This is a genomic window from Arthrobacter sp. B3I4 (genome assembly GCF_030816855.1).
In the GTDB taxonomy this organism is placed as follows: domain Bacteria; phylum Actinomycetota; class Actinomycetes; order Actinomycetales; family Micrococcaceae; genus Arthrobacter.
This window is the reverse complement of record NZ_JAUSYK010000001.1, coordinates 565,368-585,021: the sequence shown is the minus strand read 5'-3', so window position 1 is coordinate 585,021 and position 19,654 is coordinate 565,368. Positions and strand designations below refer to the sequence as shown.

Annotated in this window: 20 protein-coding genes and 2 pseudogenes; 8 read left to right on the top strand and 14 right to left on the bottom strand. The window is 67.2% G+C overall.

Features of this window, described 5'->3' with window-relative positions:
• Position 1: 1 nt before the first annotated feature.
• The gene (locus QFZ61_RS02775) at positions 2–850 is read left to right on the top strand and encodes a putative protein N(5)-glutamine methyltransferase (RefSeq protein WP_307033102.1); all 849 of its coding nucleotides are present in this window, start codon (positions 2–4) and stop codon (positions 848–850) included.
• Here the strand turns inward: QFZ61_RS02775 and QFZ61_RS02770 are convergent.
• The 4 genes and pseudogenes from QFZ61_RS02770 to QFZ61_RS02755 form a co-directional block, all read right to left on the bottom strand.
• The gene (locus tag QFZ61_RS02770; protein WP_307033100.1) at positions 847–1,266 is read right to left on the bottom strand and encodes a YtxH domain-containing protein; all 420 of its coding nucleotides are present in this window, start codon (positions 1,264–1,266) and stop codon (positions 847–849) included. The two genes, QFZ61_RS02775 and QFZ61_RS02770, sit on opposite strands and share 4 nt — an antisense overlap.
• 108 nt (positions 1,267–1,374) lie before the next feature.
• On the bottom strand, positions 1,375–1,638 hold the full coding sequence (locus QFZ61_RS02765; RefSeq protein ID WP_307033098.1) for a GlsB/YeaQ/YmgE family stress response membrane protein: 264 nt from the start codon (positions 1,636–1,638) through the stop codon (positions 1,375–1,377).
• Positions 1,639–1,910: 272 nt separating this feature from the next.
• Positions 1,911–2,121: pseudogene (locus QFZ61_RS02760) on the bottom strand (dodecin).
• A gap of 75 nt (positions 2,122–2,196) precedes the next feature.
• Positions 2,197–3,048: an SGNH/GDSL hydrolase family protein gene (locus QFZ61_RS02755; RefSeq protein WP_373427117.1), complete on the bottom strand. Its 852-nt coding sequence runs from the start codon at positions 3,046–3,048 to the stop codon at positions 2,197–2,199.
• A gap of 194 nt (positions 3,049–3,242) precedes the next feature.
• On the opposite strand from QFZ61_RS02755, the gene QFZ61_RS02750 reads away from it, so the two are divergent.
• The 4 genes from QFZ61_RS02750 (at position 3,243) to QFZ61_RS02735 (ending at position 5,635) form a co-directional block, all read left to right on the top strand.
• Positions 3,243–3,500, top strand: a complete 258-nt coding sequence (locus QFZ61_RS02750; protein WP_138767747.1) for a metal-sensitive transcriptional regulator — start codon at positions 3,243–3,245, stop codon at positions 3,498–3,500.
• Positions 3,501–3,557: 57 nt separating this feature from the next.
• Positions 3,558–3,902: a GNAT family N-acetyltransferase gene (locus QFZ61_RS02745; protein ID WP_307033095.1), complete on the top strand. Its 345-nt coding sequence runs from the start codon at positions 3,558–3,560 to the stop codon at positions 3,900–3,902.
• Positions 3,903–3,974: 72 nt separating this feature from the next.
• Positions 3,975–4,814: a hypothetical protein gene (locus QFZ61_RS02740; protein ID WP_307033093.1), complete on the top strand. Its 840-nt coding sequence runs from the start codon at positions 3,975–3,977 to the stop codon at positions 4,812–4,814.
• Positions 4,815–4,846: 32 nt separating this feature from the next.
• Positions 4,847–5,635, top strand: coding sequence for an SDR family oxidoreductase (locus tag QFZ61_RS02735; RefSeq protein WP_307033091.1), 789 nt, complete (start codon positions 4,847–4,849; stop codon positions 5,633–5,635).
• On the opposite strand, the gene QFZ61_RS02730 is transcribed toward QFZ61_RS02735, so the two are convergent.
• From QFZ61_RS02730 to QFZ61_RS02720, 3 genes are all read right to left on the bottom strand, one after another.
• Positions 5,628–6,713, bottom strand: a complete 1,086-nt coding sequence (locus tag QFZ61_RS02730) for an FUSC family protein (RefSeq protein WP_307033088.1) — start codon at positions 6,711–6,713, stop codon at positions 5,628–5,630. The two genes, QFZ61_RS02735 and QFZ61_RS02730, sit on opposite strands and share 8 nt — an antisense overlap.
• A 185-nt stretch (positions 6,714–6,898) precedes the next feature.
• Positions 6,899–8,488, bottom strand: a complete 1,590-nt coding sequence (locus tag QFZ61_RS02725) for an MFS transporter (protein WP_307033086.1) — start codon at positions 8,486–8,488, stop codon at positions 6,899–6,901.
• Between the two features lie 268 nt (positions 8,489–8,756).
• Positions 8,757–9,284 (bottom strand): GNAT family N-acetyltransferase, encoded by a 528-nt coding sequence (locus QFZ61_RS02720; protein ID WP_307033084.1) that lies wholly within the window; start codon positions 9,282–9,284, stop codon positions 8,757–8,759.
• A 78-nt stretch (positions 9,285–9,362) separates the two neighbouring features.
• Between QFZ61_RS02720 and QFZ61_RS02715 the strand changes: the two genes are divergently transcribed.
• Entirely contained in the window at positions 9,363–9,620 is a 258-nt protein-coding gene (locus QFZ61_RS02715) for a hypothetical protein (RefSeq protein ID WP_307033082.1), read from the top strand.
• Positions 9,621–9,697: 77 nt separating this feature from the next.
• On the opposite strand, the gene QFZ61_RS02710 is transcribed toward QFZ61_RS02715, so the two are convergent.
• Complete coding sequence (locus QFZ61_RS02710) at positions 9,698–12,253, bottom strand: ATP-dependent DNA ligase (RefSeq protein WP_307033080.1); 2,556 nt, start codon at positions 12,251–12,253, stop codon at positions 9,698–9,700.
• 40 nt (positions 12,254–12,293) lie between these two features.
• Between QFZ61_RS02710 and QFZ61_RS02705 the strand changes: the two are divergent.
• A pseudogene (locus QFZ61_RS02705) lies at positions 12,294–13,365 on the top strand (Ku protein).
• Between the two features lie 42 nt (positions 13,366–13,407).
• Here the strand turns inward: QFZ61_RS02705 and QFZ61_RS02700 are convergent.
• Positions 13,408–13,695, bottom strand: coding sequence for a Rho termination factor N-terminal domain-containing protein (locus QFZ61_RS02700; protein ID WP_307033078.1), 288 nt, complete (start codon positions 13,693–13,695; stop codon positions 13,408–13,410).
• A 231-nt stretch (positions 13,696–13,926) separates the two neighbouring features.
• On the opposite strand from QFZ61_RS02700, the gene QFZ61_RS02695 reads away from it, so the two are divergent.
• The gene (locus tag QFZ61_RS02695; RefSeq protein ID WP_307037960.1) at positions 13,927–14,601 is read left to right on the top strand and encodes a DNA alkylation repair protein; all 675 of its coding nucleotides are present in this window, start codon (positions 13,927–13,929) and stop codon (positions 14,599–14,601) included.
• 100 nt (positions 14,602–14,701) lie between these two features.
• Here the strand turns inward: QFZ61_RS02695 and QFZ61_RS02690 are convergent, their stop codons facing one another.
• The 5 genes from QFZ61_RS02690 to QFZ61_RS02670 form a co-directional block, all read right to left on the bottom strand.
• Entirely contained in the window at positions 14,702–14,980 is a 279-nt protein-coding gene (locus tag QFZ61_RS02690; protein ID WP_307033076.1) for an HPr family phosphocarrier protein, read from the bottom strand.
• A gap of 54 nt (positions 14,981–15,034) precedes the next feature.
• Positions 15,035–17,131, bottom strand: a complete 2,097-nt coding sequence (locus QFZ61_RS02685) for a fructose-specific PTS transporter subunit EIIC (protein WP_307033074.1) — start codon at positions 17,129–17,131, stop codon at positions 15,035–15,037.
• Positions 17,132–17,133: 2 nt separating this feature from the next.
• Complete coding sequence (locus QFZ61_RS02680; protein ID WP_307033072.1) at positions 17,134–18,120, bottom strand: 1-phosphofructokinase family hexose kinase; 987 nt, start codon at positions 18,118–18,120, stop codon at positions 17,134–17,136.
• Positions 18,117–18,920: a DeoR/GlpR family DNA-binding transcription regulator gene (locus QFZ61_RS02675; protein WP_307033070.1), complete on the bottom strand. Its 804-nt coding sequence runs from the start codon at positions 18,918–18,920 to the stop codon at positions 18,117–18,119. Before QFZ61_RS02675 ends, QFZ61_RS02680 begins: the two co-directional genes overlap by 4 nt.
• 277 nt (positions 18,921–19,197) lie before the next feature.
• Positions 19,198–19,461 carry a DUF6458 family protein gene (locus QFZ61_RS02670; RefSeq protein WP_307033068.1) on the bottom strand — a complete coding sequence of 88 codons (264 nt, stop codon included), beginning with the start codon at positions 19,459–19,461 and terminating at the stop codon, positions 19,198–19,200.
• Between the last annotated feature and the right edge of the window lie 193 nt (positions 19,462–19,654).

The window sequence follows — 19,654 nt, the reverse complement described above, 5'->3', positions numbered from 1 at the left end:
CGTGCAGCCGCTCGCCAATCCGGGGCCCCAGGTGGTCGCGCAACTCCGCGCGGCCGGCTGCGTGTTCGCAGAAGAAGAGGCTGCCCTGCTGCTGGCGGCGGCTGCAGACGCCGGGGAACTGGACATGCTCGTCAGCCGGCGCGCCTCGGGCCTCCCCCTGGAGCATGTTCTGGGGTGGGCGGAATTTTGCGGCCTCCGCATCGCCGTGGACCCCTTGGTTTTCGTGCCCCGCCGCCGCACCCAATACCTCGTCCGGCGGGCCGCGCGGCTGCTTCAGGACCGGCCGGCGGGAGTACGGCCGATCGTTCTGGACCTGTGCTGCGGCTCGGGTGCGGTCGGTGCCGCGATCGCTGCCGTCGCCGGTCCGGTTGAGCTCCACGCCGCCGACAGCGACCCGGCCGCCACGGCCTGCGCGCGGCGCAACCTCGGCCCTCTGGGCGGTGAGGTCCATGAGGGCGATCTGTACGCCCCGCTGCCGGATCGGCTCCGCGGCCGCGTGGACCTATTGGCGGTGAACGCGCCCTACGTTCCTTCCGCGCTGATCGGCACCATGCCCCCGGAAGCACGGCTGCACGAGCCTCGGGCTTCCCTAGACGGCGGGCCCGACGGCTTGGCGCTGCAACGACGAGTGGCCGCCGCGGCGCCAGCATGGCTGGCACCGGGCGGCCACCTTTTAATCGAGACCAGCCGGCGGCAGGCGCCGCAGACGGTCGAGATCCTTGCCGGCTACGGGATAGCCGGCCGGGTGTTCAGCTCCCGGAAACTGGATGCCACCGTGGTGCAGGGCATCCTCGGTGCTGACCCCGGTTCCGATCCCCTGGCTAGAAAGCCCGGGGGACGGCTCCGTTAGTTCTTGTTCGGCTCGGCGTCGGGGGTTGCGTCGAGGTCCGTGTGAACGCCGCCGGAGGTGCCCAGGTTGGCCGTTCCGGGGTGGCTGCTGTGTGCCGGGATGGCACTGTCTGCGGACGTGCCCTCGTCAGAGGGAGCCGACGTGGAGGCCGGAGCGCCGGATGTTGCGTCGTCGCGGCGGACGGCCGAGCCGATGACGGTGCCCGCGCGGCGGGCGGCCTCGGTGAGCTGGCCGGAAACTTCCGGTGCCTTTTCCTTGACGGCTTCAGTAGCGGCCGCCACCTTGTCCTGGACGGGCTTGCTTTCCCAAAGGCCGGTTGCCTGGGTCTTCAGTTTTTCGTAGGCTGCCCGTCCCGAACGGGATCCGAGGACATAGCCTGCGGCGAGGCCGGTAGCTAGAAGAAGTTTGGCTTTCATGCGGTACTCCTGTTCTAAGTGCTCTGAGAGTTCGGTATGGGGGTGCCCGGTACCAAAAAACCGGCCCCAGGAAATAATCCCCGGGACCGGTTTTCCGGTCACTCCGACTTAGCGGTGCGAGCGCTTGGTGATCATGCCGTAGATCAGCAGTACGATGATCGCACCACCGATTGCGAGCAGCCACGTGGTCAGCGAGAAGAATTCCTGCAGTCCGGTGCCGAAGAGCGCGCTGCCGATGAGGCCGCCCAGCAGTGCACCTACGACGCCGAGGATCAGCGTGATGACCCAGCCACCGCCCTGGTGTCCCGGCAGGATAGCCTTAGCGATTGCGCCGGCAATAAGACCCAGAATAAGAAATGCGAAAAAACCCATTTTATTGGCCCTTCTCTTTCATTGAGGAGACACCCGGGTTGCCGGGTGCGCTTCGTCCTTCTGGGTTAATACTAATCATGCTTACTATCAAAACGCCACTCGACGCGCACAGAAGTTTGGAAAAACACTGAACGGCAAGAAATTTCTGGAGAATCGGGCCGGCTGAATTTGACGTCAAATAGCGGCAGAGCTGGCGCCTTCACCGGGCGCAGGTCGCAGCAGGGACCGCCAGCGTGTACTGCCAACGCCGTCGGCTGCCTGCCGCCGCGGTGTCAGCGCTCCAGCTTGAACCCGAGCTTGATCGTCACCTGCCAGTCGGCAACCTCGCCGTTCTCGAGGTGCCCCCGGATCTCCTTCACTTCGAACCAGTCGAGGTTCCGCAGCGGTCTTCGATGCCTCGGAGATACCGTTCCGGATGGCGGCGTCTACGCCTTCGTTCGAGGTCCCGACAATCTCAGAAATGCTGTAGGTGTGATTAGACATCTTCGCTCCTCGTGGTCGTCATCGGTCTCCGGCGGAGGGCCGTCCCTGCAGATTAGCCGACGGACCCAGCGCCGACTAGGGCTGGGCTGCCTGCCCCAGTACGCCAAAGACGGGGCCCGCCTCTGGGCGCTTCGGGGCGGCCGGGCCGTTCCCGGCGCGCGGCCGGGCGCGGTGCACCATCCAGGGCAACAAGTAGTGCGTGGCCCAGGCCAGGTCGCTGGCCCTGGTCTCCCGCCAATTCCGGTCCGGCAGAGGTTTTGGCTGCAGGGGCCGCAGGCTGTGCGGCACGTGCAGGGTGTCCAGCACCATGCCGGCAATCGTGTGGTGCCCCAGTGGCGAAAAATGCAGCCGGTCCGGGTCCCACATCCGCGGGTCGCTGAGCTGCCGCATCGTCCACAGGTCAGCGATGACCCCGTGATGCCGGGCCGCAATGGTCCGGATGTTCTCGTTGAATACGGCCACCTTGCCGCGGATGTGGCCGAAGACCGGGGTCTCGCCCCAGTCCGGCCCGGTGAAGAGCACGATGGTGGCTCCGGTTGCTGCGAGCACCGCCACCGCTTCATCCAGGGCCGCCGCGAGGCGGTCCGGATCGCGACGGTGGAAGACCAGGTCATTGCCGCCGGCAGAAAGGGTGATGAGATCCGGCTTCAGGGCGATCGCCGGGCCAAGCTGCTGGTCCACGATCTGTTGCAGCACGAGGCCGCTGATCGCCAGATTGGCGTAAGCGAAATCCCCGCGGGCTGCGCTGAGCTCTTCGGCAATCCGATCCGCCCAGCCCCGCATGCCGCCCGGGTTTCGCGGTTCAGGGTCGCCGAGACCGGCTGTGAAGGAGTCGCCCAGGGCGACGAGGCGTTGCCAGGGCCCGGGCTTGGCGCTGGTCGCGCCTTTCCGGCCGGGAGCCGGGTTCAGGAAGCTTGTGGCGTTCACAGCCCTAGCAATACGCCCGATTCTTGGGCGCCGGTAGGTACGAAGGCCCCGTTCCGCTGACCGCTCCCCAAGGCCCTCCCGTCGGCGGCCGTCCGGTCGGCGGCGCGGGCCGCAGGGAAAGCCTTACCTCCCATTACGGGGGTATACCGAGGGGGGTATACCATAGTAGAAACCACTTACTCCGGAGGCCACGCATGGAACTCGATCCCACCGACATGAAGTCTGTCATCAACCGCCTTCGCCGCGCCCAAGGCCAGCTTGCTGCGGTGACGCGCATGATCGAAGAAGGCCGGGACTGTAAGAGCGTCGTAACACAGCTTGCCGCGGTTTCGAGCGCCCTGGACAAGGCCGGATTCTCCATCATCGCGACGGGACTGCAGCAGTGCATGCAGCAGGAAGACCCGAGCCTGGACCGGGCCGAGCTGGAGAAACTCTTCCTCTCCCTCGCCTAGGCACGACGGCACGGGGGGGCCATTGCCACGCCGGGGGTTTAGTGCCACTGTCGAACCATGACTGGGAAGTCGGCAGGCCTTGAAGACACGTTCGGTCCGGACGTCTCGACCGTCCGCAATGACGCGTTGCACCGCTATGAGCTGCACGTCGGCAGCGTGCTCGCGGTGCAGGTGCGCTACGTTGACCGGCCGGGCCACGTGGATTTCATCCACACTGAGACCGCTGAGCAGTACAAGGGCAAGGGACTTGCCCGGGTGCTGGTGCATTTTGCCCTGGACGACGCGGTGGCCGCAGGCAAACGCATCATCCCGCACTGCCCGTACATTTACCGGTACCTCCGGGAACACGACGCCTACACCCAGTGCATAGACTGGCCGGAGCAGCCGCCGGACGGCTTGTGAGCAGGGCGACGAGACCGTATGGTTTAGCTTGAGTTATGCAGCTGGCTCATGGACGTGTCTTTTGGAGAACCCATGAATCACAAACTTCGCGTGCTAGTCCGTGTGGATGCAGACCCCGGCCAGGTAACCCTCGAAGTCGCCGGCTGCCTGACCCAGGCAAGCTACCCCGCCCTGTTGCACATCATGCGGCGCGCCAGCCGTCTTGCCGCCGGCTCGGACATCAGCATCGACCTGCACGGGGCCTCGCACCTCGACCCCGAGATTTTGCTCTACCTCCGGCAGCTGTCAGCATCCCAAACGGAGGACTTCCCGGTCCTGCTCCGGGAGCCGGCCGAGCTGCCCATTTGCTTGTTCCACGTCGGGTCCGATGGGGAGGTCCTCGCCGGCCTGGAAGGCGACATCCCCGCAGGGGTCCACGGAACTCTCATCTCGGAGGTGGACGAACTCGCCGGAGCTGAAGCCACCCTGGCGATGCAGGGTGACGGCTTGACCGCTGCATGCGACCCGGAGCTGATCGAGGGCTTGGAGCTGTCCGATTACTTCGAGGGGACCCTAGACCCGGCCGCCACGGTGCAGGCCCTGTCTGATGCCGCGCTCGGACAGTTGGCCGACGCGCTCTACCGCCACCTGGATACCCCCAACCCCTCCTTTGGCGCCCACACCTGGTACGAGCTCGCCGCGGAAGAGCTGCAGCAGCGCTACCGCGGTGCCGACGCCAACCACTCGATGCTGGCCGGTCTGGGCCTGGACGACGCGGGGCTGTCCGGCCCGGGCGTGACAGGCGTGGAGACGGGCAACGTGGACGCGGGGAACGTGGATGCGGGCAACGCGGCGGCGGGCAGCCCGGCTGCCTGCGTGGCCGCGGACGGCTCCGCCGGAGGAGAACTCGCCGCGGGACCGGCACTGGCCTAAGTCCCCGCCAGCGGCGCCATTAGGCTGTGGCTATGAACATGCCTGTACACGGATCGCCAGCCGCTCCCGCCACCGCCCTGGTCACGGGCGCCACCGCCGGCCTCGGGGCCGAGTTTGCCCGGCAGCTCGCGGAGCAGGGACACAACGTGGTCCTGGTGGCCCGTGATGCCAGGCGCCTGCGCGCCACCGCGGAGGAACTGGAGAAGAGCTACGGCGTCCAGGCGGAGGTACTGGCCGCCGACCTGACGGACGACGGCGGGGTGGCCGCCGTCGTCGAACGCCTGAGCGATCCCGCGCGGCCGGTGGAGATCCTGGTCAACAACGCGGGCATGGGGCTGCTGCGCTCCTTTGCGGACAACGACATCGCCGAGGAAAAGCAGCACCTGAAGCTGCACGTCGAGTCGGCGATGGAACTCACACACGCCGCACTGCAGGGCATGCTGCAACGGCATTCCGGACGCGTCATCAACGTGGCGTCGGTGGCAGCGTTCCTGCCGCGGGAAACCTATTCCGCGGCGAAGTCCTGGCTGCTCAGCTTCAGCCGCTGGGCGAACATCGCCTACGCCGGGCGCGGGGTGCAGGTGACGGCGGTCTGCCCGGGGTTCACGCACACCGAATTCCACGACCGGATGGGCATGGACAAGGAAGTGGCTCCCCGCTGGATGTGGCTAAGGGCCGAACAGGTCGTTCGCGAAGGCCTCGCCGATAACTCCAAGGGCAAAGCGGTCTCCATTCCAAGCAAACGGTACAAGCTGCTCATCGCCGCGGCACGGGTGCTGCCCGCCCGGCTCGTCGCAGGGCCGCCGCGCCGCGCTAAGTAGCCCCGGACTCCCTACCGGGGCCAGGCGGCCGTACCGGGCGGCGCCGCCGGATCAGGAGTACGACAACGATGCCGGTGCACGCGCCCAGCAGGGTCTCGGCCGCCCGCTCCGCCACCAAAACGTGCGGGTCGGCGGGGAATGCCAGTTGCGTCATCAGCAGGATGACGGGAGTAAAGGACACCATGGCGAGGCCGTAGTGCCGGGTCATGAACAATTCTGTGGTGAACTGCAGGACAATCACCAGCACCGCGACGGCGGCGGTTTCGTGGCCCGGGAAGGCTCGTAGCGGGGACCCTGCCCAGGGGAACAGCACCAACGCAACCACCACCAGGCCCAGCAGTGTGCCCACGATCCGGTGCAGCCCGCGGTAGACACTGCTCGGCAGGTCCGCCCCGGCCAGCGGAACAGCGGCCGAGGCCATCGCCCAGTGCGGGTGCCCGCTGCCGCTGAGCACGCCGATGCTGCCGGCAGCCGAGACGGCGGCAAGATACCGTGCCGCATGGATCCAGGCTGCCCGGCGGCGGGCCCCGCGCAACGGCGGCACGCCGCGACCGGCCCCGCGTTCCCAGGTCCGGTGGCGCAGCCAGCCGCCAAAGCCGACGGCGATGGAAAACGCCGCAGACGCCGCGCCGACCAGCACTGCCACGAACCATGGAACTGCGGTGGGGATGGAGGCGCACGCCCCCAGGGCGAAGATGCCGAAGAACGGGCCGTTGGGCCTCAACCCGACCTTGTCCGCAAACAACGACCCGGCGACGGCCAGCACCGCCTCGACAGCCACGAGCGCCCAGGAGTGGATCTGGTTTACCGAGAGCAGGACGCCGACGGAGAGCCCGCCGACCAGGACCAGGGCCGCGTGAAGTTGATGCCTGAGCCTGAGCTGGTGCGGCTCTGACCGGCCGTACATGCCCGTGAGCGCGCCGAACACAGCGTAGATGATGAGGTCAGCGCGCCCGGCCGCAAGCAACGCCAGCGAGGGCACGGCCACACTGACGGCAACGCGCAGGGCCGAGACGTGGTCGCGGTTTGACGGGCCAAGGCGGTGCAGGGAGCGCGCGTGCCGCCGCAGGGACTGCATGCGGACCTCCTAAAACTCCGGGCTGGGACGGGCGGGACCCGCCAAAGGCCCGCCGCGCGTGCTTCCCCCAACGGAAAAGCATGCGCGACGGGCCTCTGAGAGCGGGGCGCTGGGGAACGGGCGCCGGACGGGCACTGGATGGGCGCGACCGTCCAGTGGCGCCGCCGTCCAGCGGCCGGGCGGGACTAGGCCGGCGTCGGGACCTTGTCGCTGCCGCCGTCGTGCCCGGGAGCCGCGGTCAGCGGCATGTCCATGTGCTCGAGGTCGATCAGCGGGTTTTCGTCCTGCGTCGCAACCAGTTCCCGGGCCTCGGCCTCGGTATCCACGCTCGGCATGGAGCCGGGCAGCGGCATCTTGGCCGATTCCTTCAGGAAGTAGATGGCGACCGCACCGATCGCCGACGTGGCCATCAGGTAGTAGGCGGGCATCATGTCGTTGCCGGTGGCGTTGATCAGGGCGGCCACGATGAACGGGGTCGTGCCGCCGAAGATGGCGACCGAGAAGTTGTACGCGATGCCCATGGCGCCGTAACGGCTGGCCGTCGGGAACTGGGCCGGCAGGGCCGAGGCGAGGTTGGCCACGTAGAACGTCACCGGGAAGGCAATCAGCGCGAGGCCGGCCAGGGTGGACCAGATCTCGCCGATGCCGATCAGCAGGAACGCCGGGGTGGCCAGGACGACGGTGCTGATGGCACCGATCCAGAGCACCGGCCGGCGGCCGATCCGGTCGGAGAGCTTGCCGGTCAGCGGAATGCAGAGGCTCATGATGACCAGCACGGGGATGGTCAGCAGGGTGCCGTGCAGCTCGTCGTAGCCCTTGGACTCCGTGAGGTAGGTCGGCATGTACGACGTCAGGGCGTAGCCTGCGGTGTTGGCTGCGGCAACCAGGATCATCGCCACGATGATGGAGCGCCAGTAGGCCTTCACGATCCCGACCGGGCCCTTGGACGCGGCGCTGTCGGCGGAGCTGGCGTCCTTTGCCAGGTTCTCCTGGGCATCCAGCGTGGCCTGGAACTGCGGCGATTCCTCGATCTTGCTCCGGAAGTAAACGGCGATCAGGCCGAGCGGCCCGGCAACGAGGAACGGTATCCGCCAGCCCCACTGCTCCATGGTGTCCTGGCCGAGGGTCAGCTGCAGTACCGAGACGAGGGCGGCGCCGAGGGCGAAGCCAAGGTAGCTGCCCATGTCCAGGAAGCTTGCGAAGAATCCGCGCCGTTTGTCCGGGGCGTACTCGCTCACGAAGGTGGTGGCACCGGCGTACTCGCCGCCGGTGGAGAAGCCTTGGATGACCTTGAACAGGACCAGCAGGACCGCGGCCCAGATTCCGATCTGGGCGTAACCGGGCAGCAGGCCGACGGCGAAGGTGCTGGCCGCCATGATCATGAGGGTCGCGGCGAGGACTTTCTGGCGGCCGATCTTGTCGCCAAGCCAGCCGAAGATGACGCCGCCGAGGGGCCGGGCGATGAAGGTGGCGGCGAAGGTGCCGAGCAGGAAGAGGGTCTGGACGGACTTGTCCGCCTCGGGCAGGAACACCGGCCCCATGGTGGTGATCAGGTAGCCGAACACCCCGACGTCGTACCATTCCATGGTGTTGCCCACGATGGTGCCGCCAAGGGCCTTCTTGAGCATCGGCTGGTCGACGACGTTGACGTCGGACTCGCGGAGCCGGCGGCGGCGAAGCCTGGGTTTTCTAACGCCACTGGGTGCGCCTGGGTTGGTTCCGGCGGCGTTCACAACGCCAGCGGAAGAGTCGGTCGTGCTTCGGTCTTTGGGCATTTTGGCAACTCCTGTGGAGGGCATTTGCTTGCGACTTGTAGCTGCCCCGCTCCGGGCAGGCCTTCAATTTTACGCGACTTCCGTGGCTTTTCCGATTTTCGTGCACTATGATCGCCCGTTTCAGCCCCTAAAGCGGGCCACATCGCGGCGCCTCGATGCCCGATTTATCCGCGTCATTCTTGGGAAGAAGGCAGTTCCCTTGGTTTTCCGCCAAAATTTTTCGGATCGGGGCCCGCCGCGGTGCATTTTTGGGGACTTTTGGCCCTTTTCAGGACGGTTCTCGGCCCGGTTTCCAGCGCCGCGCGCCAGACCTGACGAGACGGATCTCGGGCAGGTCGGACCACTCCGCCGGCAGCAGTTTGCGTTCCCCGTCGGGCCGGAAGCCGTGCTTGGCGTAGAAGGCCCGGGCGCGGGGGTTGTCTTCGAGCACCCAGAGGTAGGCGGCCGAGTTCCCGAGGGCGGTGTTCAGCATCGCGCTGCCGAGCCCGCTGCCGTAGGCGCGTGCCAGGGTGTAGAGGGAGTACAGCTCCAGGTCGCGGGGCCGGTCGTCGTCCCGTCCGGGCCCGGCGTCGGCGAACCCAACGATCTCGCCGCTCGCGTCCAGCGCGATGATCCGCGGTTCGCTGCTGTCCAGGTAGGGCCTGCGTCGTTCCGTCCGCTCCTGGATGCTGGCGCGCCGGGCGGCAAAGAACGCCGCGGGCAGAACATGCCCGTAACACTCCTCGTGGACGGCTGTGTGCATCCGGACCAGGGCATCGGCGTCCCCGGGAGCTGCCTGCCGAATCGTGTAGTCCATGCCCCCAGCCTAGAGACATCCCCGGGCGGCGGACCTACGATTGTGGAACGCTTCATTTCACCGGAGAAAGGAAGGGCCATGGCGGATCACCACCCGAAGGAAGAGATTGAGCCCGAGATCGCCAGTCACCTTGCGGAGTCCATGGACGAGGTCCCCGGGCCGGAGAGCAAGCGCCCGGAGCCGCCGTCGCCTGAGGACGGCCACCCGTGGCCGGACGGCAGCGGCAAGCACCGCCATCCCAAGGACCGGGACGTGGTCCACGGGCAGCAGGCCCAGCAGGTTACCGAGGCGGCCATGCACCGGCAAAGCCGGCCCCAGGTTCCGCATCACGACTGACTGCCGGGAGGCGCCGCGGCGGCAGCGTCAGTGCCCTGCGCCGGCCGGCCGGTACGACTCTGTCCTTCGCGGGCATGCTATTCAACGACGACGTCGCCGGGTGCCTTGTCCAGTCGCCAGCCGCGCCAGACCGGGTGGCGGAGCTTGCCGCTGCCGGTCCATTCGCCGAACGTGACCTCGCCGACCAGCTTGGCGGAAACCCACCGCGCGTCGGAGGCATCGGCGGCCGGGACGTCGGCGAAGGGTGAGGTCTTGCGCGGGAGGGCGTCCAGCTGCCGGCGCAGTTCCTCCAGTTCACGGGTGCTGAACCCGGTGCCGACGCGGCCTACATAGCGCAGCTTTGGTCCGTCCGGGATGCCCAGCAGCAGTGAACCCACGGAGTCGCTGCGCCCGCCTTTGCCCGGCCTCCAGCCGCCCACCACTACCTCCTGGGTCTTTTCGAACTTCAGCTTGAGCCAGGACCTGCTGCGTTGCCCGACGTAGCGCCCCTCGGTGCGCTTGGCCATGACACCTTCCAGGCCCAGTTCCTCGGCGCTTTCCAGGATGTGCCCGACGTCGGCGTCGATCACCTGCGACAGGTCTACCGGGCAGTCCCCGCCGAGGCCGGAGCCGAAAAACGCTTCAAGGCGGTCCCGCCGCGCCCGGAGCGGCCGCCGGCGAAGGTCAATCCCGGACTCGGTGAGGAGATCGAAGAGCATCAAACGCACCGGGGTGGCGGCTTGTGCCTTGGCGACGTCGGCGGCCTTGGTCAGCTTCATCCGTCCCTGCAGCAGCCCGAAGTCGGGCCGGCCGGACGGACCGACGGCGATGATCTCGCCGTCGGCGGCGAAGTCCTGCGGCGGCCAGCAGGAGCGGTCGGTGAGCTCCGGGTAACTGGCGGACATGTCGTTGCCATTGCGGCTGATCAGCCGGATCCGCTGCTCGTCGGCCAGGACAAGGGCCCGGACGCCGTCCCATTTGAGCTCGAACTGCCAGTCGCTGTCCGTCAGGTCCGCTCTGGTCCCTGAACTTGCCAGCATCGGCGCGAGCTCCGCCGGGTCCGGGGCGGGAGCGCCGGACGGAGGGCCGGTGGCTGCGCTGCCGGCTGCGGGATTTTCCTCCGCAGAATCTTCCTTCGAATTCGCGTCCGCCGGGGCTTCCTTGCTTGACGGCCGGGCATTGGGGCTGTCCATGAGGTGGATCAGCCACTGGTCGTTGGCCTGGCCGGTGTGGATGAGGGCGAACCTCCGGATGCCGCCCAGGCCCCCTTTCTCCTGCCCGGTGAGCGTGGCGATGACTTCTTTTCCGGCGATCCACTTCTCGCATTCGTAGTGGCCGCGGTCCCAGATGGTCATCGTCCCCGCACCGTACTGGCCCTTCGGGATGGTGCCCTCGAAGTCCGCATAGTCCATCGGGTGGTCTTCGGTCTGCACCGCCAGGTGGTTTTTAGCCTTGCTGGTGGGGACGCCCTTGGGCAGCGCCCATGACACCAGCACACCGTCGCGTTCGAGGCGGAGGTCGTAATGAAGCCGGCTCGCGTGGTGTTCCTGGATGACGAAGCTTTCGCGAAGGGTGCCGCCGTCGTTCCTGCTGCGGTGCTGTTCGGCGGTGAAAGGCTCCGGGGTCTCCGCAGCGTCCCGTTTCGTGCGGTATTTCTCGAGCCGCGGGTCATTGTTGCCGCCGTCGCCCTCACTGTCGCTGCGGCCGCCGGCTTTCCGGGAAGCCGGCGCGGCACCGTCGGAGGGCGCGGGAGCCGTGGTGTGGGCGCCGCCGGAGATGACAGCGAACGGATCCTCGCCTTCCTTCACCCGCTGCACCACCTCCTGGTACTCAAGGTGCTGCAACGACGGGGAGGCTAGCTCCTCCCAGGTCCTCGGGGTCGCGACCGTAGGCCGGTGCCGGCCGCGCAGCGAGTAAGGAACGATCGTGGTCTTGGCAGAGCTGTTCTGGCTCCAATCCACCAGCACCTTGCCGGTGCGCAAGGTTTTCTTCATGTCACTCACGGCCAGGTCAGGATGGTCCGCCTCCAGCGCCCGGGCCAGTTCATGCGCAAACGCCGAAATCTGGTCTGAGCTTTGCGTCCCGTCCAGCGTGGCGTAGAGGTGGATGCCCTTGCTGCCGCTCGTTACCGGCACCGGTTCCAGGCCAACGTCCTGGAGAATGCTGCGCGCCAGTGTGGCGACCTCCACGCATTCGGGCAGGCCGGCACCCTCGCCGGGGTCCAAGTCCAGCACCAGCCGGTCAGGCGGCAGCGCGTTCCCGTGGGAATCCACCCGCCACTGCGGCACATGGATCTCCAGCGAGGCGATTTGGGCCAGCCAGGCGAGGGTGGCTGCGTCATTGACCAGCGGGTACTGGATGGTGCGTTCCTTGTGCGTGATTGACGCGCGCGGCACCCAGCCCGGAGCGGAGTGGTCGAGGTTCTTCTGGAAAAACATCTCGCCGGGCGCATCGGCCGTCCCCACGCCGTGCACCCAGCGCTTCCGGGTGGCTGGCCGGTTAGCCGCGGCCGGGATCAGCACCGGCGCCACCGCGGCGTAGTAGGCCAGGACGTCGGCCTTGGTGGTTCCGGTCTCCGGGTACAGAACTTTGTCCAGGTTGGTCAGCACCAGTTCCCGGCCGTCGACGCGGACGCGCTCCTTCCTATCGGGCATAGCGCTTCACCTCTGTGCGGCTCTGGTGTTCACTTGAGGCATGAGAGCCATTTGGAAAGGCGCGATAGCGTTCGGGCTGGTCAACGTGCCGGTCAAGGTCTACAGCGCCACCGAGGACCACGACATCAGCCTGCATCAGGTCCACAACGCCGACGGCGGCCGGATCCGCTACCAGCGCCGGTGCGAGATCTGCGGCAAGGTCATCGACTACGAAGACATCGACAAGGCCTATGAGGACGACGGCCGCACGGTCGTGCTGAGCCGCGAGGAGCTTAAATCCATCCCGGCGGAGAACAGTCACGAGATTGAGGTCGTGCAGTTCGTTCCGGCCGAGCAGCTGGATCCGATGATGTTCGAGAAGAGCTACTATCTTGAACCGGACTCCAAGTCGCCCAAGGCGTACGTGCTCTTGCGCCGCGCCCTGGAGGACACCGACCGGGTGGCTGTGGTGCAGTTCGCGCTGCGGGACAAGACCAGGCTGGGGGCACTGCGCATCCGCGGGGATGTGCTGGTGCTGCAGGGCCTCCTCTGGGCCGACGAGGTGCGGGAGGCGGCTTTTCCCGCGCTGGAGACCAGCGTGCGCGTCTCGGCGCAGGAGCGCGAAATGTCTGCAGCCCTGGTGGACTCGATGGCCGCCGATTTCGATCCGGGGCAGTTCACCGACGACTACCAGCTTCAGCTGCGGCAACTGATCGACGCCAAGATCGAACAGGGCGAGGCCCTCGACACCGAAGAGACCTTCGGTACGACGGCCGCCGAAGCGGGGACCGGGTGAGGTCATCGATTTGATGGACGCACTGAAGCGCAGCATCGAACGCAAGCGCGGCGGGGGAACCGGCAGCGCCTCCGGCTCGGCCACGAAAGCAGCCGACGCCGACGAGGGTCAAGCGGCCGACAGCAAAGCCGACTCGGCTCCTGCCAAGCCGCGGGCTAAGGCGGCCGCGAAGACGTCCGCCAAGCCCAGCACGAAGGCCTCGGGCAGTAAGGACGGGACCGGCGCAGCGGCCAAAGCCGGGACGAAGACTGCCTCCCCGGCAGAGTCCAAGACCGCCGCCAGGAAGCCGGCCGCCAAGACCGCGGCGACGAAGGGGGCCGCGCGAAAAGGCGCCTAAGCCCCCGGCCACGGTGCCCGCCTGCTCCCCTCCCGTCATGGGCTAGGAGTTCCGCAAAGCGGAGATCAGTTCGCTCTTCTTCTTTCCGGAATAACCCGTGAGCCCGATCTCCTTGGCTTTTTCCTTCAGCTGCGGAACAGTCCAGTCCTCGTAATCGCCGGACTTGCCGCCTTTGTGGCCCACGGAGGACCGGCCGCGCTTGGCGGCGGCGTTGGAAATGCGCGCGGCCTTCTGCTTGGAGGCACCGTCGTCGAGCAGTGCTTCGTAAAGTTCGGGGTCTTTGATGCTGGGGTTCTCCGACCCCTGCGGGGCACCCTTCCTGGTGGGCATGGCTAGCTCAGCTCCCCGGCTGCGGCGCGGACGTTCTCTTGCACGCTTGTCATAGTTCGTCTCCTCAAGTCCGGAACTTTCCCTTCGGGGTAAGAGCCACGATTTCCAAGCTATAGACGCCCGGGGGCGAAAACAAGTGTTTACTAAGCCAGCTGATCGAACTGGAGGGGCGCCCGGACGGTGGCCCTGTCGTCGTACACTGCTGCAGTGGAAGCAACGGCGCAGAACGGGATGACGGGCACGTCGGTGGAGTCGCTGATGGCGGAGTTGTCTGCGCTTGAGGTGGCCGCCGTGCGCGCAGCAAATGAGCGCCGGGGCGATGACCACGGTGTCAATTTGGCCGCGCTGCGGGCGATAGCGAAGCGGCTCAAGACCCAGCCGGACCTGGCCCGGGATTTGTGGGCGACAGGGGACAGGGCGGCAAGGCTGCTGGCCCTTTTGATCTGCAAACCCAGAGTCTTTGAACACGGCGAGTTGGATTCCATGCTGCGACAGGCGCGCGCGCCGAAGGTCCACGACTGGCTGGTCAACTACGTGGTCAAGAAAAGCCCCCACGCCGAACAGCTGCGGGTCGCCTGGACGGCGGACCCGGACCCGGCGGTCGCCAGCGCCGGCTGGGCGCTGACGACGGAACGGGTGGCAAAGAAACCGGACGGACTCGATCTGTCAGGCCTGCTAACCACGATCGAAGCCGAGTTGACGGATGCACCCGACCGCTTGCAGTGGGCCATGAACCACACCCTCGCGCAGATCGGAATCGACCACCCGGAGCATCGGGCCCGGGCCCTTGCAATCGGGAAGCGGTTAGGCGTGCTCAAGGAATATCCGACCCCGCCGGGATGCACCTCCCCGTACGCGCCGAGTTGGATCAACGCGATGGTGGCCCGGCAGCGCGGAGCGGAGTAGCAGGTCCAGTCTGAGGCCCACCTGGTCGCGCGGTATTAACGACGAAGGGCCGCCGTCCCGCTCCCTCCGAGGGAGTCGGGCGGCGGCCGTCCGGGTGGAGCTACTCGGCGTCGTGGTCCGTTTCGAGGATCTGCACAAGGCGCTCAAGGGCGGCGTCGGCGCCGTCGCCCTCGGCGCGCAGTACCACGACCTCGCCGTGCGATGCGCCCAGGCTCATCAGGGACAGGATGCTGGCAGCGTCCATGGCCTCGTCTTCGGGTTCGCCGAGCCGGGCGATGGTGATATCGAGATCGAACTCGCCTGCAGCCTCGGCAAAGATGGCGGCCGGGCGGGCGTGCAGCCCGACGCGGCTGGCAATGGTGGCGTTACGTTCGGTCATTGTTGCTCCTTGATTTCAGCTTCGGATTAGCTTGGAAAGGTGTTGCGGACCGGCTCAGACGGTTACGGGGACCGGTTCAACCGTATCAACGGTCTTCTTGACTGCCCAGCGTTTCAGCGCGATCACCGACAGGGCCGTGATCACCGTGCCGACGGCGATGGCGACGACGAACATCAGGAAGTTGTCGATTGCGAAGAAGACGAAGAGGCCACCGTGCGGAGCCTTGGAGCCGACGCCGAATGCCATCGAGATCGCACCGGTTGCGGCGCCGCCCAGCATAGTTGCCGGGATGACGCGCAGCGGGTCGGCGGCGGCGAACGGGATCGCGCCTTCAGAGATGAAGGACGCACCCAGCAACCAGGCCGCCTTGCCGTTTTCCTGCTCTGCGAGGCTGAAGAGCTTCTTGTTCAGGACGGTGGAGGCGAGGGCCATGGCCAGCGGCGGCACCATGCCGGACGCCATGACGGCGGCCATGATCAGCCACGGAGCCTGGTTGTCCATGCTTGCGGCGCCGAGGCCGGCGACGGCGAAGGAATACGCAACCTTGTTGACCGGTCCGCCAAGGTCGAAGCACATCATCAGGCCCAGGATCACGCCGAGGGCAATCGCCCCGGCGCCGGTGAGACCGGAGAGCCAGGCGTTCAGGCCGTTCGTGATGGCGACGATCGGACCGCCCAGGATCACGAACATCAGTCCGGAGGCGACCAGGGAGGCGACCAGCGGGATGATCACCACCGGCATCAGGCCTCGCAGCCACCGCGCCACCTGGAGACGGCCGATCACGTGGGCAATGTAGCCGGCCAGCAAGCCGCCGACGATGCCGCCAAGGAAGCCTGCGCCCATAAAGCCGGCAACCGCACCGGCGACAAAGCCCGGCGCGATACCGGGGCGGTCAGCGATCGCGTAGGCGATGTACCCGGCCAAGGCCGGGACCAGGAAGCCCAGCGAGAGTGCGCCGATCTTGAACAGGACCGCGCCGAGGTAGGCGCCCAGCGGACCCCAGGCGTTGTCCGGGAACTGGGTGGGGAGGTTGAACAGGCTGTTTTGCAGGACGATAGTGTCCGCGTACTTGGTGATCAGGTAGCCGCCCATCAGGAACCCGAGGGCGATCAGCAGCCCGCCGCCGGCCACGAACGGGATCATGTAGCTGACACCGGTGAGCAGGGCCTTCTTGAGCTTCTGCCCGATGTGCTCGCCCTTCTCCTCGGCCTCATGTTCGGCCTGCTCCTCCGCACCGAAGTGCGGGACGCGCCGGGCGTGCGGGTTCTCCGCCGCGGCGAGGGCTTCCTGGACCATCTTGTCCGGCTCATCGATGCCGCGCTTGACCGGGGCGTTGATAACCGGCATGCCGGCGAAGCGCTCCTTGCCGCGGACGTCGACGTCGACGGCGAAGATGACCGCGTCGGCTGCCGCAATCACGGCCGGGTCCAGGGCTTTAGCTCCCGAGGAGCCCTGCGTTTCGACCTGCAGGTCCACGCCCATCTCTTTGGCGGCCGCCACGAGGGAGTCTGCGGCCATGTAAGTGTGGGCAATCCCCGTCGGGCAGGCGGTGACGGCAACGAGGCGTTTCGCCCGCGGGGCATCGGCCCCCGCAGTAGCGTCAGCCGGGGAAATGCCGGCCGACGGCGCACCGGTGGCGGACCCGCCGGCCGCTGCGGCGGTGGCACCTGCGGGGACGGCAGCAGCATGGCTGGCGGGCTTGTCCGCAAGGGCGCCCTCAACCAGTTCGACGACCTCAGCCTGCGTGGCCGCCGCGCGGAGAGCGGCAGTAAAGTCCTTTTTGATCAAGGAGCGGGCCAGTTTGGAGAGCAGTTTCAGGTGCTCCTGGTCCGCGCCCTCCGGCGCCGCGATGAAGAAAATCAGGTCCGCCGGGCCGTCCTTGGCCCCGAAGTTGACCGGCTGGGACAGCCGCGCCATGGCAAGCGTTGCCTCCGTGACCGCCGTCGAACGGCAGTGCGGGATGGCGATGCCGCCGGGCACACCGGTTGCTGTCTTGGATTCGCGGGCGAAGGCGTCGGCGAAGAGGCCTTCTACTTCGGTGGCGCGTCCGTTGGCTGCAACTCTGCCTGCCAGGTGCCGGATCACGTCCTCGGGTGACGTGCCGAGATTCTGGTCGAGCTCGACCAAGTCGGGAGTAATGAGCTGGGTCACTGTCAATCCTTTTTCAGGGCCGTGATGGTTACGGCTTCGGGGGTGGTTTGCTGAACTGCCGGAACGGTGGAACCGGGCAGCGAGGCAGCGGCGGCACCGTGGGCCACCGCCTGACGCAGGCAGTCAACCGGGGCGGCGCCCTGGCTGGAGGCGAGAAGGTATCCGGCCAGCGAGGAATCGCCCGCGCCGACCGTGCTGACCGCGGTGACCGGCGGGTGGGTGGCAAGCCACGCGCCGTCGGCCGTTACGAGGACCGCGCCTTTGGAACCGAGGGTCGCGAGTACGGCCCCAACTCCGGAACGCACGACGGCGGCGGCAGCGGCCGCGGCAGCCTCCGGATCGCCCTCGAGCTCCTCAGCGGACATGCTTGTTGCGAAGCCGGCTGCGGCAGCCAGTTCCGTCAGTTCCTCGGCGTTGGGTTTGAGCAGGTCCGGTCTGCCGAGGGCATCGCCGGAGATCGCTGCGGCGAGCGGTTCGCCGGAGGAGTCGACGGCGATGAGGGGTGACTCTGTGCCGTCGTGCAGGGAGCGCAGCCGCCGGGTGACGGTGGCGTAGAAGTCGGCCGGGACTCCGGGCGGGAGGGAACCGGCCAGGACGACCCAGCTGGCGCCGCGGGCGGAATCCAGCAACAGCCCGATCAGGGCTTCCTGCTGCTCTCCGCTTAGAACCGGGCCGGGTTCGTTGATCTTGGTGGTGACCCCGCCTGGTTCGGTGAGGGCCACGTTGCTGCGCAGCGGCCCACCGATGGGCAGGGCCGCAAAAGGCACCTCGGTGTCCCGCAGGCCCGCGAGGACGGGGTCTGCGTCAGCGCCGGGCAGGACAGCCAGGGTCTTGAGCCCGGAGGCCACGAGGGCGCGGGAGACATTGACTCCCTTGCCGCCGGATTCCTGCCGGACTGAAAGCGCACGCTGCACTTCGCCGCGGAGCAGGGGACCGGGCAGTGCCACGGTGCGGTCCAGGCTTGGGTTGGCTGTGAGGGTGACGATCATGCGACCATCACCTCAACTCCGGCGTCGGCGAGGGCCGCGGCCAGCGCCGGGCTTGGTGTCGAGTCTGTGATCACGGTGTCCAGATCTTTCAGGGAGGCGAACTGGACCAGTGTTTCCGCATCCAGTTTTGAGGAGTCAGCCAGCACCACGATGCGGCGGGCTGAATGGACGAAGGCGGCCTTCACGGCAGCTTCTTCAGGATCGGGAGTGCTCAGGCCGAAGGCTGCAGAGATGCCGTTGGTGCCGATGAAGGCGATGTCGGGCCGGATCCGCCCTGCGGCTTCGACGGTGGACTGTCCGACGGCGGCCTGCGTCAGTCCGCGGACCCTCCCACCGAGCAGGTGCAGCGCGATGCCGGGTTCCCCGGAGAGCGCAGCCGCGATGGGCAGTGCGTGGGTGATGACGACGAGTTCCGCGTCGCCGCTGGTCCCGCTGGACGATCCGGGCGTCCGTGCGGCGAGCATTCCAGCCAGCGCCTCGGTGGTGGACCCGGCGTCGATCAGGATGCTGCCCGAGCGGCCCTGGGGGACGAGCGCGAGAGCCGCCTCGGCGATGCGGGTCTTCTCCGGCTGCCGCTGCACGGTGCGTTCGAGGATGCTTTCCTCAGTGGTGCTGATCCGCTCCGGCGAGACAGCGCCGCCGTGGACCCGGCGGACGGTGCCGGCGGTTTCGAGGGCGGCAAGGTCGCGGCGGACGGTTTCGGTGGTGATGCTGAACCGTTCGGCAAGATCGGTGACGCTGGCCCGGCCGCTGGCGGCGACGAGTTCCACAATCAATTGCTGGCGTTCCTGGGCGAACACTTGCCCTCCAGTGCGACGTTGACTCGGCTGCTGCGGTTTGTGGTCCTGCGGTGATCCCCATCACACGGGGTGGGAATAATTGACTTTATCTTTGTTCATGTTGCTTTGTCAATGAAAAGCAACATGAACGCAGAAGGGGCGGGCGCCGGGCGGGGATAGTTGCCCGGCGGGACCGAACGGCGCGGACAGTAGCCAGTTAAACGCCGAACGCCGAGCCTGACCTTTGACGGTCCGGCCCGGCGTTCGGGTCAGTTACGGGTGCAGTTGCATCCGGCGATCAGATGCCGGCGTCGCGGCTCTCGTTTCGGGTGATGGTCTCACCGGTGTTGGGGTCGACGACGGAGCGGGTTTCGCTGACGCGGCGGGTGCGGCCGCGGCCAGGGGAAGCCAGGATTAGGGACGCAATCAGCCCGATCACACCGACCACCATGAGGATGTAGCCGATCATGGTCTGGTCGACGTTGGGGATCAGGTTGGGGGCGATTGCCCAGGCCAGGATGGCGCCGAGGGCGATAAGGAAAATAGAGGAACCGATTCTCATGACTTGCTCCTTGTTGTCCAGTGGACCGATAGGTAGTGCTAAGCATGCTGTCCAGCGTCACGCTACAACCCGGTAGGTGTCGTTTCAACGTTTTAGGCCCCGCCCCGCCGAACATTCGTGCGTGAACGTCAGGTTCTGCCGGCCGGGGCGGCCCGGTGACGACGGCGTCGCAGGTGGCTGGCTACGCTGGTTC

Excerpts from the sequence above, each read along its gene's own strand:
- QFZ61_RS02770 (WP_307033100.1), bottom strand. The coding sequence starts at position 1,266 with ATGAAAGCCAAACTTCTTCTAGCTACCGGCCTCGCCGCAGGCTATGTC.
- QFZ61_RS02765 (WP_307033098.1), bottom strand. The coding sequence starts at position 1,638 with ATGGGTTTTTTCGCATTTCTTATTCTGGGTCTTATTGCCGGCGCAATC.
- QFZ61_RS02750 (WP_138767747.1), top strand. The coding sequence starts at position 3,243 with ATGGAACTCGATCCCACCGACATGAAGTCTGTCATCAACCGCCTTCGC.
- QFZ61_RS02745 (WP_307033095.1), top strand. The coding sequence starts at position 3,558 with ATGACTGGGAAGTCGGCAGGCCTTGAAGACACGTTCGGTCCGGACGTC.
- QFZ61_RS02740 (WP_307033093.1), top strand. The coding sequence starts at position 3,975 with ATGAATCACAAACTTCGCGTGCTAGTCCGTGTGGATGCAGACCCCGGC.
- QFZ61_RS02735 (WP_307033091.1), top strand. The coding sequence starts at position 4,847 with ATGAACATGCCTGTACACGGATCGCCAGCCGCTCCCGCCACCGCCCTG.
- QFZ61_RS02730 (WP_307033088.1), bottom strand. The coding sequence starts at position 6,713 with ATGCAGTCCCTGCGGCGGCACGCGCGCTCCCTGCACCGCCTTGGCCCG.
- QFZ61_RS02725 (WP_307033086.1), bottom strand. The coding sequence starts at position 8,488 with ATGCCCAAAGACCGAAGCACGACCGACTCTTCCGCTGGCGTTGTGAAC.
- QFZ61_RS02720 (WP_307033084.1), bottom strand. The coding sequence starts at position 9,284 with ATGGACTACACGATTCGGCAGGCAGCTCCCGGGGACGCCGATGCCCTG.
- QFZ61_RS02715 (WP_307033082.1), top strand. The coding sequence starts at position 9,363 with ATGGCGGATCACCACCCGAAGGAAGAGATTGAGCCCGAGATCGCCAGT.
- QFZ61_RS02710 (WP_307033080.1), bottom strand. The coding sequence starts at position 12,253 with ATGCCCGATAGGAAGGAGCGCGTCCGCGTCGACGGCCGGGAACTGGTG.
- QFZ61_RS02700 (WP_307033078.1), bottom strand. The coding sequence starts at position 13,695 with ATGCCCACCAGGAAGGGTGCCCCGCAGGGGTCGGAGAACCCCAGCATC.
- QFZ61_RS02695 (WP_307037960.1), top strand. The coding sequence starts at position 13,927 with ATGACGGGCACGTCGGTGGAGTCGCTGATGGCGGAGTTGTCTGCGCTT.
- QFZ61_RS02690 (WP_307033076.1), bottom strand. The coding sequence starts at position 14,980 with ATGACCGAACGTAACGCCACCATTGCCAGCCGCGTCGGGCTGCACGCC.
- QFZ61_RS02680 (WP_307033072.1), bottom strand. The coding sequence starts at position 18,120 with ATGATCGTCACCCTCACAGCCAACCCAAGCCTGGACCGCACCGTGGCA.
- QFZ61_RS02670 (WP_307033068.1), bottom strand. The coding sequence starts at position 19,461 with ATGAGAATCGGTTCCTCTATTTTCCTTATCGCCCTCGGCGCCATCCTG.